The following is a 16,134-nucleotide window of genomic DNA, read 5'->3' as shown; positions in this document are numbered from 1 at the left end:
ACCCACGAGCCATGTCTGCCATCGATCGCTACGTCCAAGCCGCGACGCGCGAAAACACCCGGCGCAGTTACCAGTCGGCGCTCCGGCATTTCGAGGTTGAATGGGGCGGCTTTCTGCCCGCGAGCGCTGACATGATTGCGCGGTACCTTGCCGATCATGCAGAAACCCTGTCGGTCAATACCCTGCGCTCGCGGCTTGCAGCGCTCGCGCAATGGCATCAGACGCAGGGTTTTCCGGATCCGACGAAGGCGCCGCATGTACGCAAGGTCCTCAGAGGCATCGTCGCGCTACATCCCGCAACCGAGAAGCGGGCGAAACCCATGCAGCTCGCGCAGCTCGAAAAGCTCACGGCCTGGCTCGATCAGCAGATCGCCAGGGAAGCCGACGGGCGCGAGCGCCTCGCGTGCATTCGCAACCGGGCGCTGGTGCTGCTGGGTTTCTGGCGCGGCTTTCGCTCGGACGAACTCAGCCGGCTGCGAATCGAGCACATAGCCGTTGAGGCGGGCCGCGGCATGACGTTGTACCTGCCGCGCACGAAAGGCGACCGCGCGCAGCAGGGCACGACCTTCAAGGCCCCGGCGCTTTCACGCCTGTGTCCGGTGACGGCCTGCGAGGCGTGGATTGCGGCGTCCGGCCTGACGGAAGGGCCCGTGTTCAGGAGCATAGACCGCTGGGGAAACATCAGCGACGAGGGACTGCATGCGGGCAGCTTCGTGCCGCTGTTGCGTGCGCTTTTCCATGCAGCACGCCTGGCCGCGCCGGACAGCTACAGCAGCCATTCGCTACGGCGGGGCTTCGCAACGTGGGCCAACTCGAACGGCTGGGATCTGAAGATGCTGATGCAGTACGTTGGCTGGAAAGACGTGCGCTCTGCGATGCGCTACATCGACGCCGCCGATCCGTTCGCGCAACACCGCATCGAATCGGCACTCGCAACACCAGGCATGGCCGTGCAGGAGCTACCGGTCATCGCATTGCCTGCGCCATAACCGCTGGATCGAGGCGTTACTCCACATCCCGTGACGGATGCGTACCGGGGGAGATTCGCTGCACGCTCAATCGCGATCCGGGTCTGCCAGATCTTCATGGCGGAGCGCTTCGAGTGGGCGCAGCACATCACGGATCGATAAAAGTCCGGCGACATAGTGATCGATCTGGTCAAGCACGTCCTCGATCTGCTCGACAATCGACACGTCCCGGGTTGTTGCCGCGAAGTTCGCGCCGTTGACGAGTGCATGCACGATGCCATGCAGGCGCAACAGATCGTCCCGCAGGCCTTCCGGATCGTTAAGGCCTGTGCGCAGTTCGTCGAGCGTATCGACCGCATCGAGCACCCGCGTCGTGTCATAGCGCGACTGCAATCCCTCCAGTGCGGCGGCATCAACTTCACCGTACGGGGTGGTGGTCACCGCGGCTCTCGCACTCATCCAGCGTTACCTCATTTCGTCGTGAGGCCGGGCCGCCCGGCCAAACAGGGCATCGTTGATCCAGCTTTCGGGCGGACGTTCCAGATGCAGCCGGTAGCGCCCGAAGCGGCGAATGTTGTGCGTCGCATATGGGCTCACGAATTCAATGTCCTCGTTGCGGACCTTCTCGCCCTCGGCCACCATGTCGCGCAGGGCCCGCATCATGTCCACCGTGTTCTGCAGGATCACGGCCGATGCGATGAGGTCATTGTAGCGTAGCCGTTTTTGCTGCTCTTCCGGCTCATTCTCGGCGATCACATCGCCGCCGAACGACAGCCATTTCGCAAAGCCGTTGTACGACTCTATCTTGTTGGTGCTCGCAGTCACGTTCTGACGCCGTTGCGATTCGAGCTGGGCGAAGCGTTTCAGTTTGACTGGTCCGAGGAAGGACTGGTTGTCGGCGGCATTTACCGCAAGCTGCAGGTTTCCCACATGAAGCTGTGCGCGTCGCGGGCGTTCTGGCTCGTGGCCTACCCGAGCCAGGGTCACGAGATGCTGTTCGATGCGCATACGCGCTCGTTCACGGCCTTCGGCGGGGTGGCCCGCCGTGGCATCTACGACAATATGAAGACGGCGGTCGACAAGGTCCACAAAGGCAAGGGCCGCACCGTCAATTCGCGCTTTGCGGTGATGTGCGCGCACTACCTGTTTGACGCCGACTTCTGCAACGTGGCCAGCGGCTGGGAGAAAGGCGTCGTCGAGAAGAACGTGCAGGACAGCCGCCGGCGTATCTGGATTGAAGCGCGCGAGCGGCGATTCGGCAGTTTCGCCGATCTGAATGCATGGCTGGCGAGCCGCTGCCGGTCGTTGTGGGAGCAGGTGAAGCATCCGGACTATCGGGAGCTGGGCATTGCCGACGTCTTCGAGCAGGAGCGCGCCCATCTGATGCCGATGCCGACACCGTTTGACGGTTACGTTGAACGCGCGGCCCGGGTGTCGTCGACGTGCCAGGTGGTGGTCGGACGCAACCGCTACTCGGTACCATGCGAATATGCGGGCCAGATGCTCAGCACGCGGCTCTATCCGGGCCGCGTGCGTATTCCACGCCAAACCGAACGCTGATTCCACGGCAAGCCGAGCACGGATTCCACGGCAAGCCGAGCACGGATTCCACAGCAAAGCGAGCGCCGATTCCACGGCAAACCGAGCAGGGATTCCACGACTGCCCGAGCGCGAATTCCACGCGTAACCGAGCAGTAAGCTGGAGGGACGGCGACGCGGGATAACCATGGCACTCTCGACGATTTTGTCGGGCGTGCGAATGTCGAATAAAAGGTTATCCATGCGTCAAATCAAGGAAGTGCTGCGCCTGCGCTTTGTGTGCGAGCGCAGCCAGCGCGAGATCGCGACGACGATTGGCTTGTCGAGCGCAACGGTCTGGGACTACCTGGATCGTGCCCGGCGCGCGCAACTGGACTTCGAGAAGGCGATCGCGTTGGACGAGGCGGCGCTTGAGGCGCTGCTGTTTCCGCCGCCACCGTCGTTAAGCCGTACACGCCCGATGCCCAACTGGCCGTTGGTGCACCGTGAGCTCGGCAGGAAAGGCGTAACGCTCGACCTGCTCTGGAACGAGTACAGGGGCCAGGAACCCGAAGGCTACGGCTATAGCTGGTTCTGCAAGCATTACGAGCGATGGGCGGCAGCCCTGCCGGTCACGCTGCGCCAGACACATACGCCCGGCGAGAAGCTGTTCATCGACTACTCGGGCAACAGACTGGGGATCGTTGATCCGCACACTGGCGAAATCCGCGAGGCGGAGTTGTTCGTCGCGACGCTCGGTGCGTCCAACTACACGTATGCCGAAGCCACCTGGACCCAGCAGCTCGAAGACTGGATCGGCTCGCATGTGCGCGCATTCAACTTCATCGGCGGCTGTGTCGAGATCCTGGTCCCCGACAACCTGAAGTCTGGCGTGCATAAGGCCGACTTCTACGATCCGGTTCTCAACCGCACCTATGGCGAGATGGGCGCCCATTACTCCATGGCGATCATCCCGGCCCGCAAACGTCGGCCCCGCGACAAGGCGAAGGTCGAGCAGTCGGTACTCCTGGCGCAGCGCTGGATTCTGGCGCGGCTGCGCAATCAGCGGCTGTTCAGCCTCGACGAAGCCAATCGCGCTATCGCGGCACTGCTCGTCGACCTGAACAACAGGCCGTTCAAGAAGCTGCCCGGCTGCCGCCGCAGTGCCTTCGAGGAGCTTGATCGCCCGGCACTTCGCCCGCTGCCAGAAAGGCCTTACCAGTACGCGCAGTGGAAGGTTGCCCGCGTCGGCATTGATTACCATGTCGAGCTTGACGAGCACTTTTACTCCGTCTCGTACTGTCACGCCCGCGAACAGGTCGACGTGCGCCATACGAAGACGACTGTCGAGATCTTCCTGCGCGGCCACCGGAGAACGTATACGACGCGTGCGGCGTGGACCTTCGAGGTCGAGTCCGCGTGGTCGCGATTCGCAAAATTCCAGTTGCTCAACCGCCTGAACTGGGCACAACTCGGCGAAGCCCTCGCAATCCGGCCAGCAATCAGCACGAGCGACGGTATTGACCTCCGGGCGGCAGATGCCTTCGATCTCGTCAGGCTGGCCGATACCCTGCAGATTGCCCGGCACGATCTTGAGAATTCATTCTGTACTGCGAATCGCTTCGATGCGCTGCTCGACGCGGCGAGCCGGTCCCTTCGCTTCTGCCAGATCTGCGCTTCGGCAGGCTTTCATGCAACACTCTTCCAGTTCACGGCGTTCAGGTGTTGCCCCATTCACGGATGTCCGCTGCGAGACACCTGCACCGGCTGTGGTCAACCACTCTCGTACCGCCTCCAGACGGGGTTCGTGCGCCGGCCATACGCCTGCCACTCCTGTGGCCTCTCCCTGCTCGCCGCCATGTCGCTTCGTCGCCTGCACGCGAAGACAGGGATCGACACAGCGGGGCTGGATCGCCTTCGTGCATGGCATCATTACTTCATCCGCTATGCGCAACTGCTCAGCCCCGGAAGGCGCTATAGGCGCGACGCCGCAGGGCAGTATCTCCCCAGCGACGAAATCCAGTCGCATTCGAGCATTCCCCATCGCCTCGCGTTTATCGGCGAGCTGCAGCAAGTTCTTTCGCTGCCGCCGCTCATGCCCCGCGTATCTCCCGTGCCTGACACTACCCTGCGAGCCAGGGGCGGCCCGCGCGCGTCGGCGTTTCGGCCGTCACGCTGCGCGTGGGCGGCCAGATGGCCACATGTTGACCGCATATGCATCATGCTGCATACAGGCGGATACGCAGAAGCCGCAGCCGCCGCCTGGCACGTTTCATCCGCCCCGTCCGGCCGGGAATCGCTTCCGCACATCATCTGCCTGACCGCAGGCTGCTGCTATTCGACGGTACAGTGCCGGCACGGTCGATCGCCCTGCTGGGTTGGCGCCTGTCCTGGGAGCAGCGCTTCAGCATCCAGACGCTCATGCGCTGTCAGGCAGAGTATCCGCCTTTCGGGCTGCTTGAGTGGCTGGCGTTCATGCCTGCGCATTTGCCACCACCCAGGGCACGTGACCGGGAGGACTGGCTGCTTCGCCATTTTATTCATGCACTGGATGAAACCTGGCGAGCATGGCGCGCAATCGCATCCGGCATGCAGGAAGGTGGCGGCTACGTCATCTCTCCACTGCTTTTCCCCACGCGCCTGCTCTGGACGGACTACCCCGACGACAGGGATGCCCTGGGCCTCGCGCGTTTGGGCGGGGCATGTCGTCCCGCGTCGCAGGCGTCCGGTGGACCCTGACAGGTCTGGATGAACACTGTTCCTGTGCGCGATCGCACTGGCCCCGCGGTAAGCGGCGTAGCGCTTATCCTGCTGTCGACACCATTGTCACGCCAGTGTCACAATCCGTTCATTGACCGGTGGTGCCGGCTTCGTGAACTCCTGCTGGGTCGAAAAAATGATTGGCAATTTTGAGCTTCTGTCTCGCCTGCTGATGGCTGCGCTGCTCGGCAGCGTGATCGGCTTCGAGCGCGAGCGGCTGAACTGGGCGGCCGGTCTGCGCACACACATGCTCGTCTGCGTCGGGGCCGCACTGATGATGCTGGTCTCGGCGTTCGGTTTTGCCGACGTGCTGGGCGAGAAGAACGTCGTGCTCGATCCGTCCCGGGTCGCCGCCCAGGTGGTTTCCGGTATTGGCTTTCTTGGCGCGGGGTCGATACCTCTGCGTGGTGAGGTAGTGCGCGGTCTGACGACAGCGGCGAGTCTCTGGTCTGTCGCGGGCATCGGGCTGGCAGTGGTTGGTGGCATGTACACGGCCGCGATCGGAGCCACGGCCATCATCATGATCATCCTGGTGGGCGTAAAGCCTCTGGAGCGGTGCTTTATTTCCGTGCGCCAGCAGCGCAGCATACAGTTGCTGGCCGAGCACGGTAGTGTCTCGCTGGATAGCGTTCACCAGGCAGATGACGCCGATCTCGACGATGTGCAGATCGCACTGTCGCGCATGAGCGCGACCGAATATTCGGCGATCTCCGCGCGGCTGGAAGCCATGTCGGGTGTGCGCGAGTGTCGACGCGAGAAATAAGGCGACAAGGCGGGGAGACAGTCGTGACACAAAGCTACGACTACGAAGGCCTCAGGCTCGAAATCGCCGTCAAGCCCGACATCACCAGACCGAGCGGCCTCGAGCCTGCAAGGCCAGGGTACGTCGCCGTCGTCAGGATATTTCAGAAGGCCAACACCGTCGCGGTGTTTTCCCCCTTGCGCTTTGGGGAAGCGGGTGGCCGGCCCTTCGCTACGGAGGCGGATGCGCTCGCGGGCGGATACAGCGCGGCGTGCAGGATCGTCGACGACCTGTTCTGTCATGACCGTCATTGAGCGCGGATGGTCAGGCGAGCGGCTCGCGCGCTGGTCACTCGATGCAGCCTGCGCGTCACCGTGGTGAACCCGCACATGGAAAAAGGCCAGCACGGAGAGCCCGCCATTATCAGCGTCACTCCTGTTCAACTGCAGGTCAACGTCACTGACCGTGTGGTCGGGCACGTGAGCAGGCGTCAGATCCGGGAACGCGGCGCCCACCTGGGCACGCGTCTCGCGCGATCGCTCATGTCGAAGCTCATGACGTTCCCGTTTCCGACATGGGCTCGCCGCCTGTCCTGCATCGATAGCGAAGTTGCCCGCGCGTATCGATCCCGTTATCCACGATCCCGGTCGTCCGGATCAGTTCGTTCTGCGAAGAAGGCAATTCGTCGTTCCCGGATGTCACCTCTTCGCCTTCATGCCCATTGGCACATACAAAGTACCTGCGTTTCATCGCCGTCGCCTCGTGGGTCTTTTCGGTCAAATGTGTGAAGAAAGCCCTCATCCGCCGGCTGCGACCAGTCGCAGGACTTCTTCTACCGGCACAGGCTTGACCAGATGATGGGCGAACCCTGCATGACGTGTGCGCTCCCTCTCCTCCGGCTGGCCGTAACCTGTAAGCGCCACGAGTATGGGGCGTTCGACGGATACCCGTTCCGCAAGCTGCCGCGCAACGTCGTAGCCGCTCATGTCCGGCAACCCGAGATCAAGGAGGATGATCTCCGGGCGGAAACCGGCGGAAACAATCTCAAGTGCCTGCCTGCCGGTGGTAGCGATGCGGACATCGTGACTGTCGAGGACCTGCGCAAGTGAGAGCGCGGCGTCGGAGTTATCGTCGACGATCAGCACGCGTCGAGGCGGCGATGCCGGTTCAACGTCGGCCGGTTCGCTTTTTTCGCACCGGGCGGGCGGCTCATTGCACAAGGGAAGGCTGACCGTAAAGCGACTGCCGCGTCCCGGCCCCTCACTCGTGGCGTCAATCGTTCCGCCGTGCATGACCATCACCGAGCGCGCCACGGACAGCCCGATGCCCAGTCCTGCCTTGGCCGCCGCGCCGCCATCAGGCGCCTGTCCGAACATTTCAAACATCGAGGGAATGAGCGACGGCTCCATGCCGATCCCGTCATCCTCAACGGCGATCGAGACGCGGCCTGCCGTGCTACTTACGCTGACACGGATGTGGCCGCCATCGCCTGCGTACTTCACGGCATTGTCGACCAGGTTTGAAAGCACCTGGGTGATGCGGATCGGGTCGCCCCGCACGAACAGCGGCGCCCCCTGAATGCCGAGGACTTCCAGCTGGTGCCGGTGTGCGGCCGCAGCCGGCGCGTGGATCTCGACCGCACTCTCGATACAGGTTCGAACGTCGAAAGTCTCCTCGCTCAGGCGGAGCTTTCCTGCAGAGATCCGTGACAGGTCAAGCAGGTCGTCGATCAGGTGGGCCATATGCCTTGCGTGCCGCTCGATCACATCCCGAATCCAGCGAAGCTGCCGGGGATCGGTTTCCGGGCGGCTCAGCAGATGCGCGGCATTGAGAATGGGCGCGAGCGGATTCCGGAGTTCATGGGCGAGCGTCGCGAGAAATGTGTCCTTGTGCCTGTCCGCATCTCTGAGTGTCTGCTCGGCGCTGACGCGACCGGTGACGTCGGCCAGCGTCCCGACGAGAACCTGTCTGGACCCCGACGCATCGTTCATGAACCGCGCCGAAATTTCGACCATGCAGTGAGCACCCGTCTGGATTTTCCGGATGCCGACCACGACGTGAAATTCTCCTGACGATTCCTGCGCCGTCTTGAGCATGTCCCGCAGACGCGTAACGTCCTCAACGCGGGTAACGGTTGCAACAAATTCTTCCTTCCCGAGCGGCCCTTTCGCTGCGGGCTGACCGGTGATCTCGTACATTCGCGCGTTTTCCCAGACAGCAGCGTCGGTTACGGGATCCCATTCGAAGATTCCCAGACCTGCTGCCTCGGCGGCGATGCGCAGGCGTGCCTCGCTCCTGCGCTCCGCAGCAAAGGCACGATCCCGTTCGCCCAGCGCCTCGTCAACGCGCCGATCCAGCTGCGCCTGGTACTGCCTGACGGCTCCGCGGATGGTGTCGCTGAAGAACTGCTCGACGGCTTCGTGGAGGGCGGCCTGGCCAGCCCGGGTTGGGGCTTGCGCGAAGTAATCGCGCACGAACGCCTGAACGCACCGCTGCAGCAGATCGAGTTCGAGATAGAGTTCGTCGAGCGCAAAGCCCTGGCGCCAGCGCTCACCAGCGTGGAGGCGCGCCCCGTGAAGGGCACGCATGACAACGTCGTCCGGTGCGGGTTTATGGCTTAGCAGCGCGCACAGCTCATCGAACAGGAGGGGAAGCTGGTTCATCAGGCCGACCACTCCCTCGCGGGTAAGCGGGCGGATATGCATCTGCTGGCTCACCATCCGCAGCCAGCGCCGCGTCAGTTGTGCCCGCCGTTGCATCAGGTAATCGGCTAGCCGTGCGCCGACAGGATGGTTCCCATCAGTCATGGTGCGGTGCTCTCGTGTGGTTATTTGATGTTTTCAGCGTCCAGCGCACATTGCTCCAGGCGGTAAGGCAGCGCCAGTGTTGCCAGTGTAATGGTAGACGCCCGGCCCTGCGGTCGCCCGTAAATTATGTGGAAAGCATGAAGTTCAACGCACGCGCGTTCCGCGCGGGAACGTGCGTGCGCGCAAGACACCATCAAAGGGCACGGGATAATGGATACACCGGAGGACGGCAGCCCTAACTTGTGTGGCACACCGAGCCGTTAGCTGCCGGGTGCAGTGTACTGGTGGAGCAATTCGAGAAGGCGTGCTGCGGGGAACGGCTTGCGCAGGAACGCAGCGACCGGCAGCCTGCCGGGCGCTGCGGCGACCGCCGAGCTCAGCACGACCGGCACGCCGGCAAGTCCCGGATCCCTTGCCAGCGCGCGAATGAGCGTTTCGCCGTCCATCACCGGCATCATGTAGTCGGTCACGACGATGGCCGGCCGCTCTGCGCGGGCACAGCGCAGCGCCTGCGCCCCGTTGAGCGCCTTGATCGCATGAAAGCCGTCGGACTCGACGAGCGCGGCCAATGCGTCCAGCAACCGTGGGTCGTCGTCCACCAGAAGTACGGTCGCCAATCCGTTCCCCCATTAATCTGAGCATAGGCAGCAATGCGCGTACCCAAGCCGTCGCTGAGGGAAACGCGGCGCCGCCAGTGAGCCAGAATGGAGTCCTGGTGTCTGCGCACAGGTCTTTCGTTTCGCTGTTGGCGATGAATGGTTGACGGTTTCTATCCGGCAAAGGGGAGCTTATCGCGCCCGGAAGATAAAATACGTGTGGCGCGAAGGCGCCGTACCGACAGGCTGAATACTTTCTGGAGGCCGCATCGCTGACGACGGAATCGATCAGCGGTCGTTGTGGAGACCAATGCCAAAGAACGAAAAACGCTCACGCTCCCTGCAATTGGCACAACGGCTCTCTCGCTGGCTATCGGTGCCATCCATCGTCATTGCTTCCGGGATGGTAACGGCCCTTTTTATGACTGCCCTGTGCGCCGCATCGCTCTACCAGAGCCGGCTGGACGCCATGGCGCGCACATCGGAAACTTCGCGCAACCTGGCCGTCATGGCTGAGCGTGACATCGAACGCAATTTCGAGCTGTACACCCTGTCACTGCAGGCGGTAATCGACGGTGTGAACGATCCCGAGATCATGCAGTCGGTGCCGCGATTGCGGCACGAAATGCTGTTCGATCGCGCCGCAACGGCCACCTATCTAGGATCGATCCTGGTACTCGATGCTGCGGGTAATATCGCGATCGATTCCGGGAGCGACGTGCCGCGCAAGGCCAACTTCGCCGACCGGCAATACTTCACGGTGCACCGGGACAACCCGAAGGCTGGCCTTTACGTCAGCGATCCCTATATGTCCCGGCTTCGTGGCGGTTCGCCAAGCATCGCGCTCAGTCGCCGGATTTCGCGGCCGGACGGTTCGTTCGCGGGCGTCGCCATGGTCGCGGTCGATCTCGAATATTTCCACCAGTTGTTCGCCGGACTGTCGCTGGGCCCGCACGGGTCCGTCGCGCTGATCGGTCGGGACGGCGCGATGATCATGCGACAGCCCTACGACCGTAAGGTCATTGGCCGGAATATCCGGGATGCCAGTACGTTCCGGCAGTTCATCGCAGCACCGGAAGGCAGCTTCTCCGACACCTCGACGATTGATGGCGAGCAGCGGCTGTATTACTTCAGGAACTTCCCGCATCTCCCGCTCATCATCATGGTGGCCGATGCTCATTCCGACATCTACGCTGCGTGGCGACATCGTGCACTGACCATCGGCTCGCTGATGGCGGCTTGCGCTCTTGGCTTCGTCGGTCTTTCCTGCGCGCTGGGCGCGCAACTGCGCCGCCGGATGCGCGCGGAGTCAGAACTGGCTATGCTGGCCCGCACGGATGGCCTGACCGGACTGAACAACCGCCGCACGCTCGGCGAGATCCTGGACAGGGAATGGCGTCGCGCCAGACGCACGCGCAACATGTTCTCGCTGCTGTTTGTCGATGTGGACCGGTTCAAGGCATACAACGACACCTACGGGCATCAGGCAGGCGACGATACGTTGGCCGCTGTGGCCAGATGCATCGGCGAGAACATTCGCCGGCCAACGGATAGCGCTGCCCGCTATGGCGGCGAAGAATTCGTGGTCGTGCTGCCAGACACCGACCCGGAGGGCGCCGCGTCGATCGGGGAAAAAATCCGCGCGGCGATCAGCGATCTCGCGATCGAACATGCCGGCAGCGAGTATGGTCGTGTCACTGCCAGTATCGGTGCGGCAGCCTGGATGCCAGACAAGGACGAAGACGTGACCGCAGTCATTCGCGCGGCCGACGAAGCACTGTACAACGCGAAGGCGACGGGTCGAAACAAGGTTGCGCTGTCCACTGCACCTGCGGCGTGATCTGCACCAGCAGGGACTTGCGATCTCCGGCAGCCCGACATAAGGCCGTATTGACTGCCGTTGCCCTGGCAAGAGCACAACCGGGTTTCCACCGCTCACAGGAGAACGTATACGACGCGAGCGGCCTGGACCTACGAGGTCGGATCTGCGTGGTCGCGGTTCGCAAGATTTCAGATGCTCAACCGCCTGAACTGGACACAACTCGGCGAGGCCCTGGCAATCCTGCCAGCAATCAATACGGGCGAGGGTATTGACCTCCGGGCGGCCGATGCCTTCAGGCTCACCGACCTGGCCGACACCTTGCATATCGGCCTGCACGATCTTGAAAATTCGTTTTGCACTGCGAATAGCGGCGATGCGTTGCTCGACGCGGCGAGCCCGTCGCTGCGATTCTGCCTGATCTGTGCTTCGGCAGGCTTTCATGCAACGATTTTTCAGTTCACCGCGTTCGGGCGCTGCCCCATTCACGGATGCGTGCTGTGCGAGGCCTGCACGGGTTGTGGGCGACCGCTCCCATACCGCCTCCACGCAGGGCTCGTACGCCCTCCGTATGCCTGCCCGGCCTGCGGCCACTCCCTGCTCGCCGCAGCCTCACTTCGTCGCCTGCACGCGCAAACCGGTATCGACGCTACGGGGCTGGATCGCCTGCGTGCTTGGCACGACTACTTCTACCGGTACGCACAGCTGCTCGGCCCAGGCAGGAGGCGTATCCGCGATGCGGCCGGACAGTACCTTCCCGGCGACGAAATCCAGGCGTACTCGGATATTCCCCGTCGCCTCGCGTTTATCGGCGAACTGGAGCGACACCTTCGCAGTCCGCCAGAGTTGCCCAGCGTCGATCCCGTACCTGGCGCCAGTGCACGAAGCGGGGGCGGCTCTCGTCCGGCAGTGCGGCAGCCGGCGCGCTGCGCCTGGGCAGCCGATTGGCCACACGTCAACCACACATGCGTCACGCTGTGCGCCATTTATAGAAAGATCCAGAAAAATCGTGTGTGCCGTCTGGCGCGTTCAATCCGGCCCGTACAGCCAGAGGACGGGTCCGTTCGCTATTCGCCCGAATTCGGGTTGTTGCTGTGCGACGGCAATACCTCTGCCCGATCGATTGCCCTGCTGGGATGGCGCCTGACCTGGGAGCGGCGCTTCAGACACTCACGCGCTGCCAGGGAAATTATCCGCCTTTTGGATTGCTTGAATGGCTGGCCTTCATGCCCGCCCATTTGCCGCCCTCAGTCGCCCGCAGGAGTGGCTGCATCGCCATTTCGTTCACGCACTGGGTCAAACCTGGAACGCGTGGTGTGCAATCGCATCCGGGATGCAGGAAAGCGGCTGCTACGTCCTCTCGCCGCTGCTTTTCCCCACGCGCCTGCTCTGGCTGGATTTTCCCGACGACATGCATGCGCCGGAGGTTGCGGATCCCCGCACGCGTGTTGCCCTGCATAGAGGAACTGCAAACGACACCTGACATGATTTCGAATGCGGCGCCAGTCACGCTTATTGTTGCCTCAGTCACGCAGCCAATGACTGTATAGCGATGCATTCCAGAATGCGTCTCGACGATGTTACGGGCGCGTTCAGCATGAGAAACATCGTCCGCGCACCGTCGGCGAAGGTGCGTCGCCAACTCGCGGTATCGGTAAATGCCGAAATGGCCGATCGTTGCGCTCGTGCTAGGATTTCCCCAACAGGGGAGGAAAAGCGATGGCAGTACACGCTATAACTGCGGTTCGGATGGACGGGAATTCGCAAAGGGTCACACACGTGCTTTGGGGCCAGGTGTCCGTGAGTGGAGAACAATTTGAGGTCGCTCCGCACCCATCACCTGTAATCGAAGTGGCGGATGCACTGGCTAAGGGCGACACCGTCGTAACGGTCTTTCCACTGGATGGACAGCGTGTCGCCGGCCCGGAGGTCCGACGCGTTATCGACGAGGCTGGACGCGAAGGCATTGAAATGGTGGTCGCTGATTCCGATGCGGGTCGAACGCTCGCGGACCTGCCACGGCTTGATCACGAATAGAACGCTAACCGGGTCGGCTCCATCGGGCGCAGTACCCCCGCCCATGTACTGACGCCGAGCACTTGCCTTGAGTGATTCGGTCCCCGTCGATGGGAATGCGGTTACCTGTTCGGATACGTCCTTTGATGCCTATCGCGGCTCGGAATTTGCGCATCGAAGGACATTCCGTTGGTAAATCTTCCCGCCGGCGGGAAAGGAGTTAAGTCATGAACGACCGAACCATTTGCATAGGCGCACAGGAATACAAGGTGACCGCTGTGTCGAGCGGTCTGGGGCGCTGGATTGCGCGCATCGTCCACACTGACCACGCGGCTTGCCCGGCCACCATGGAGGTTGCCGATATTCAAGGTGACTTCGGAACGGTTGAAGAGACCCTTGATTCCGGCGTCCGCCTCTGCAAGCACATGGCGAAGCGTTTCGCGGTGCAATAACTGCTCAAAGGCCCCACACGCTTGTCTCAGATGAACACGCTTCACCTCCCGCGCAGTCGATGCGCTCGATCTCCGCGATGATCAGAGCCTTGGCTCGCGCCTCGGTGTCGATGGCTTCCACCATAGCGCAGGCCACGGACACAGAAAGGTGTTGTGAGGCACTGAAAGGCTTCGAACGCGTAGCAGGCAGCGGCGAGTGCCATGTCGCCAGGTGCGAGTTCTGATCGTCTTGCGTGGCCGCCTTCCACCTGCCGCGCTCGTTCGGCTAGCACATCGCGCTCTGCGTCGCTCATCCTTTGCACAGGTTTGCCAATAATCTCTGAGGTCGACTGCGCGACCGCACCTGTGGGTAAGTTCGCGGGAGTTTCCAAACCTGCACGCTCGTAAGGCTGCCTGGGTGTAGACTGAACTGGCTCGACGGGTGCTGCTTCCACCAAGAGGGACGCATAGCCATTGTTGCCATCCCGGGCGTGCGTCGGCACCTCATAAGGAGGTGGCAACTCGTCGAGCCATGCCTACACTTCGCTGCCAGACTACATCTTGCCCAGCACAGTGGGAAGCTCAGTTCGAAGCGGTCCGCACCAGCTGCGGCAGCAGGAGCACCGGGAGCCGCGTAGAGCGGCGCCAGAATCGGAAGCAGCGCGCGCCAAGGGCACGTCTCGGATATGGGGCGTCCTTGTCAGCCCGGTGCGGGAAGTCGATTTCAGCACATGCATAGCATTACGCGGACACTTGCATTTTGTGCTGCGCATGTTATTTGCTCATCGCCTTTCGTCATGCGAAAACCTTCCGGAGCCAGCCATGCAATTCATTTTCCAGTCCTGCCTGATCAGCGCGAGCGCAAGCATCGATGACGGGAGAATCGTGGCGAGTGCGAGAATCTTCGTTCCGGCGTCAGATGGTTCACTCGAAGACGATGTTCACGACCTCTGCCTCGATGAAAATTTCATCGACGAGAATGAGGCTCTGGCTTTTGCGCTCGAGCGTGCAGTGGGCTGGGTTGAAGAGCACTGTGTGAGCGAAATGTAGTCCGCGCATATCTGCCCGTGCCCGCATGATCGAGGCACTCTTTGCAGCGTGGCCCGCGCTCAGTTGAACCGGCGTCGAAATGCGGTGGCTCATGGAACCAGCGCGGGAACGCGCATAGCAGACACCAAATTCGCGGTCGACGAAGGCTCGCAAGAGTTCGATCGCCGATCAAGTCAAAAATCGAATCACCGGCGCCCGAGAGCCCGGGCGCGCTAACACCGCACGATCCCGCTCTCGCCTTCCTCCAAGATGCCGACAGCCGCAGTGCAGGCACATCACATGCTCGACGTTGGATTCACAGGACGGCGAACATGCGATTGGCCCGCTCTATGCACCCCCGCAGCCCCACGCACCGGCAAAGCGTGACGGTATGGATCGCGCTCTTCGCCGTTCCGCGAACAGCCGCTGCGCCGAATCCCGGAGGTGCGCCGCCGATATTGTCGGTGCAGCGCCAAGTCGACGGGCCTGGTCCACCCAGTCAGCAAGGAGCAGGTCAATGTTCGCATCAATGAAATCGGCAAGAGTCATACGGCATCTCCCGGAAGCGGACATTTGCTACAGCCCTCAGCGCGGGCTACACATCAGAGGGCAATTCCTTCGGGCACCAGAGCGCTGCTATTTGTTTCGATAACGGCAGCTGCAACGGCCGCGGCGCGGCTACCCGCCTCAATGCAGGGTCACGCTCTATTCAATCAGCCAGTGGCGTACGGCACGCAGCGAACAGCTTCGACCAACGTTTGCGTAGCATCGGCATTCTGTGAAGCGAGGAAGCATCGAAGGACGAACGGAAACGCAGCTGGACCGATAACTTCTCTTATCGGTCCAGCATCAAATCTGGACTAAACTGGCGGTCATGAAAACGCATGAGACTGAACCCGTCCGGTTCCCCGACGACGCCGAACTCGCTGCACTGCGCGCGTGGTATGCCGGACTCGACGCCCGTACGGCTGTCGCACGCTATCTGGGCGAGCGCAAGGCGCCGGGAATGTCTGCTCGCGGCGTGCTCGGACGCATCCGGCGCGCACTGGTCGCATTCGCGACGAGTCGGCACCGTCCCGACCTGGCACAAACATTCGATGCGCGACCGGCAGCGTCGGCTGATACCGTCGCGCACACGATCGAGGCGCTGCGCCGCCTGCCGGCACCGGAGCCGCACATCGCCGACGAGATCGACCGATGGTTGGCGCCGCGCGTCGTGGCCGCCCTGCGTGCGCATGGAATCCGGACCCTCGCGGACCTGACCGTGCGGATTCCGCGCCGGCGGCGCTGGTGGACAGCGATCGCCGGACTCGGCACGGCAGTAAGCGATGAATTCTCCACACCGAATGTAGAATCGTTCGCAACCAGCGGGCGAGCGTAGCTGCATCGCGACGGTCGCGATCGACCGGCGATGTCTGCGTCAGGATGGTGAGCCTGTGCGTCGGGCT

General features: G+C 62.4%; 12 protein-coding genes and 4 pseudogenes. 10 read left to right on the top strand and 6 right to left on the bottom strand.

Translation table 11 applies throughout. The features are described from left to right. Positions 1-11: 11 nt before the first annotated feature. On the top strand, positions 12-989 hold the full coding sequence (locus AB4Y35_RS40005) for a site-specific integrase (RefSeq protein ID WP_368708670.1): 978 nt from the start codon (positions 12-14) through the stop codon (positions 987-989). Positions 990-1,055: 66 nt separating this feature from the next. On the opposite strand, the gene tnpC is transcribed toward AB4Y35_RS40005, so the two are convergent. Next, positions 1,056-1,427 (bottom strand): Tn3 family transposase post-transcriptional regulator TnpC, encoded by a 372-nt coding sequence (gene tnpC, locus AB4Y35_RS40000; RefSeq protein ID WP_368692788.1) that lies wholly within the window; start codon positions 1,425-1,427, stop codon positions 1,056-1,058. 6 nt (positions 1,428-1,433) lie between these two features. Next, positions 1,434-1,802 (bottom strand): annotated as a pseudogene (locus AB4Y35_RS39995) (Tn3 family transposase); the annotation flags it as partial. On the opposite strand from AB4Y35_RS39995, the pseudogene istA (AB4Y35_RS39990) reads away from it, so the two are divergent. The 4 genes and pseudogenes from istA (AB4Y35_RS39990) to AB4Y35_RS39975 all read left to right on the top strand — a co-directional run. Continuing rightward, a pseudogene (gene istA, locus AB4Y35_RS39990) lies at positions 1,803-2,507 on the top strand (IS21 family transposase); the annotation flags it as partial. 220 nt (positions 2,508-2,727) lie between these two features. After that, a pseudogene (gene istA / locus AB4Y35_RS39985) lies at positions 2,728-3,858 on the top strand (IS21 family transposase); the annotation flags it as partial. A 1,524-nt stretch (positions 3,859-5,382) separates the two neighbouring features. Then, the gene (locus tag AB4Y35_RS39980; RefSeq protein ID WP_368692799.1) at positions 5,383-6,009 is read left to right on the top strand and encodes an MgtC/SapB family protein; all 627 of its coding nucleotides are present in this window, start codon (positions 5,383-5,385) and stop codon (positions 6,007-6,009) included. A 23-nt stretch (positions 6,010-6,032) separates the two neighbouring features. Continuing rightward, on the top strand, positions 6,033-6,302 hold the full coding sequence (locus tag AB4Y35_RS39975; RefSeq protein ID WP_368692789.1) for a hypothetical protein: 270 nt from the start codon (positions 6,033-6,035) through the stop codon (positions 6,300-6,302). A gap of 483 nt (positions 6,303-6,785) precedes the next feature. On the opposite strand, the gene AB4Y35_RS39970 is transcribed toward AB4Y35_RS39975, so the two are convergent. Then, on the bottom strand, positions 6,786-8,795 hold the full coding sequence (locus AB4Y35_RS39970) for an ATP-binding protein (protein ID WP_368692790.1): 2,010 nt from the start codon (positions 8,793-8,795) through the stop codon (positions 6,786-6,788). A 260-nt stretch (positions 8,796-9,055) separates the two neighbouring features. Then, positions 9,056-9,412, bottom strand: a complete 357-nt coding sequence (locus AB4Y35_RS39965; RefSeq protein ID WP_368692791.1) for a response regulator — start codon at positions 9,410-9,412, stop codon at positions 9,056-9,058. A 382-nt stretch (positions 9,413-9,794) separates the two neighbouring features. Here AB4Y35_RS39965 and AB4Y35_RS39960 point away from each other — a divergent pair, with 382 nt between their 5' ends. Continuing rightward, the gene (locus AB4Y35_RS39960; RefSeq protein WP_368692800.1) at positions 9,795-11,231 is read left to right on the top strand and encodes a diguanylate cyclase; all 1,437 of its coding nucleotides are present in this window, start codon (positions 9,795-9,797) and stop codon (positions 11,229-11,231) included. 591 nt (positions 11,232-11,822) lie between these two features. Here the strand turns inward: AB4Y35_RS39960 and AB4Y35_RS39955 are convergent. After that, entirely contained in the window at positions 11,823-12,038 is a 216-nt protein-coding gene (locus tag AB4Y35_RS39955; RefSeq protein ID WP_368692792.1) for a hypothetical protein, read from the bottom strand. 385 nt (positions 12,039-12,423) lie between these two features. Here AB4Y35_RS39955 and AB4Y35_RS39950 point away from each other — a divergent pair, with 385 nt between their 5' ends. Further along, complete coding sequence (locus tag AB4Y35_RS39950; protein WP_368692793.1) at positions 12,424-12,693, top strand: hypothetical protein; 270 nt, start codon at positions 12,424-12,426, stop codon at positions 12,691-12,693. A gap of 353 nt (positions 12,694-13,046) precedes the next feature. On the opposite strand, the gene AB4Y35_RS39945 is transcribed toward AB4Y35_RS39950, so the two are convergent. Next, positions 13,047-13,241, bottom strand: a complete 195-nt coding sequence (locus tag AB4Y35_RS39945; protein ID WP_368692794.1) for a hypothetical protein — start codon at positions 13,239-13,241, stop codon at positions 13,047-13,049. Positions 13,242-13,453: 212 nt separating this feature from the next. Between AB4Y35_RS39945 and AB4Y35_RS39940 the strand changes: the two genes are divergently transcribed. From AB4Y35_RS39940 to AB4Y35_RS39930, 3 genes and pseudogenes are all read left to right on the top strand, one after another. Further along, positions 13,454-13,678: a hypothetical protein gene (locus AB4Y35_RS39940; protein WP_368692795.1), complete on the top strand. Its 225-nt coding sequence runs from the start codon at positions 13,454-13,456 to the stop codon at positions 13,676-13,678. An 801-nt stretch (positions 13,679-14,479) separates the two neighbouring features. Continuing rightward, a complete protein-coding gene (locus AB4Y35_RS39935; protein ID WP_368692796.1) occupies positions 14,480-14,707 on the top strand; it encodes a hypothetical protein in 228 nt (75 codons plus the stop codon). An 853-nt stretch (positions 14,708-15,560) separates the two neighbouring features. Then, positions 15,561-16,001: pseudogene (locus tag AB4Y35_RS39930) on the top strand (phage integrase family protein); the annotation flags it as partial. Positions 16,002-16,134 lie beyond the last annotated feature (133 nt).

This window comes from Paraburkholderia sp. EG286A (assembly GCF_040965375.1).
Classification (GTDB): Bacteria; Pseudomonadota; Gammaproteobacteria; order Burkholderiales; family Burkholderiaceae; genus Paraburkholderia.
The sequence above is the reverse complement of the archived record's forward strand: the minus strand, read 5'-3'. Positions and strand labels throughout refer to the sequence as shown.

Excerpts from the sequence above, each read along its gene's own strand:
- AB4Y35_RS40005 (WP_368708670.1), top strand. The coding sequence starts at position 12 with ATGTCTGCCATCGATCGCTACGTCCAAGCCGCGACGCGCGAAAACACC.
- tnpC (WP_368692788.1), bottom strand. The coding sequence starts at position 1,427 with ATGAGTGCGAGAGCCGCGGTGACCACCACCCCGTACGGTGAAGTTGAT.
- AB4Y35_RS39980 (WP_368692799.1), top strand. The coding sequence starts at position 5,383 with ATGATTGGCAATTTTGAGCTTCTGTCTCGCCTGCTGATGGCTGCGCTG.
- AB4Y35_RS39970 (WP_368692790.1), bottom strand. The coding sequence starts at position 8,795 with ATGACTGATGGGAACCATCCTGTCGGCGCACGGCTAGCCGATTACCTG.
- AB4Y35_RS39960 (WP_368692800.1), top strand. The coding sequence starts at position 9,795 with ATGGTAACGGCCCTTTTTATGACTGCCCTGTGCGCCGCATCGCTCTAC.
- AB4Y35_RS39950 (WP_368692793.1), top strand. The coding sequence starts at position 12,424 with ATGGCTGGCCTTCATGCCCGCCCATTTGCCGCCCTCAGTCGCCCGCAG.
- AB4Y35_RS39940 (WP_368692795.1), top strand. The coding sequence starts at position 13,454 with ATGAACGACCGAACCATTTGCATAGGCGCACAGGAATACAAGGTGACC.
- AB4Y35_RS39935 (WP_368692796.1), top strand. The coding sequence starts at position 14,480 with ATGCAATTCATTTTCCAGTCCTGCCTGATCAGCGCGAGCGCAAGCATC.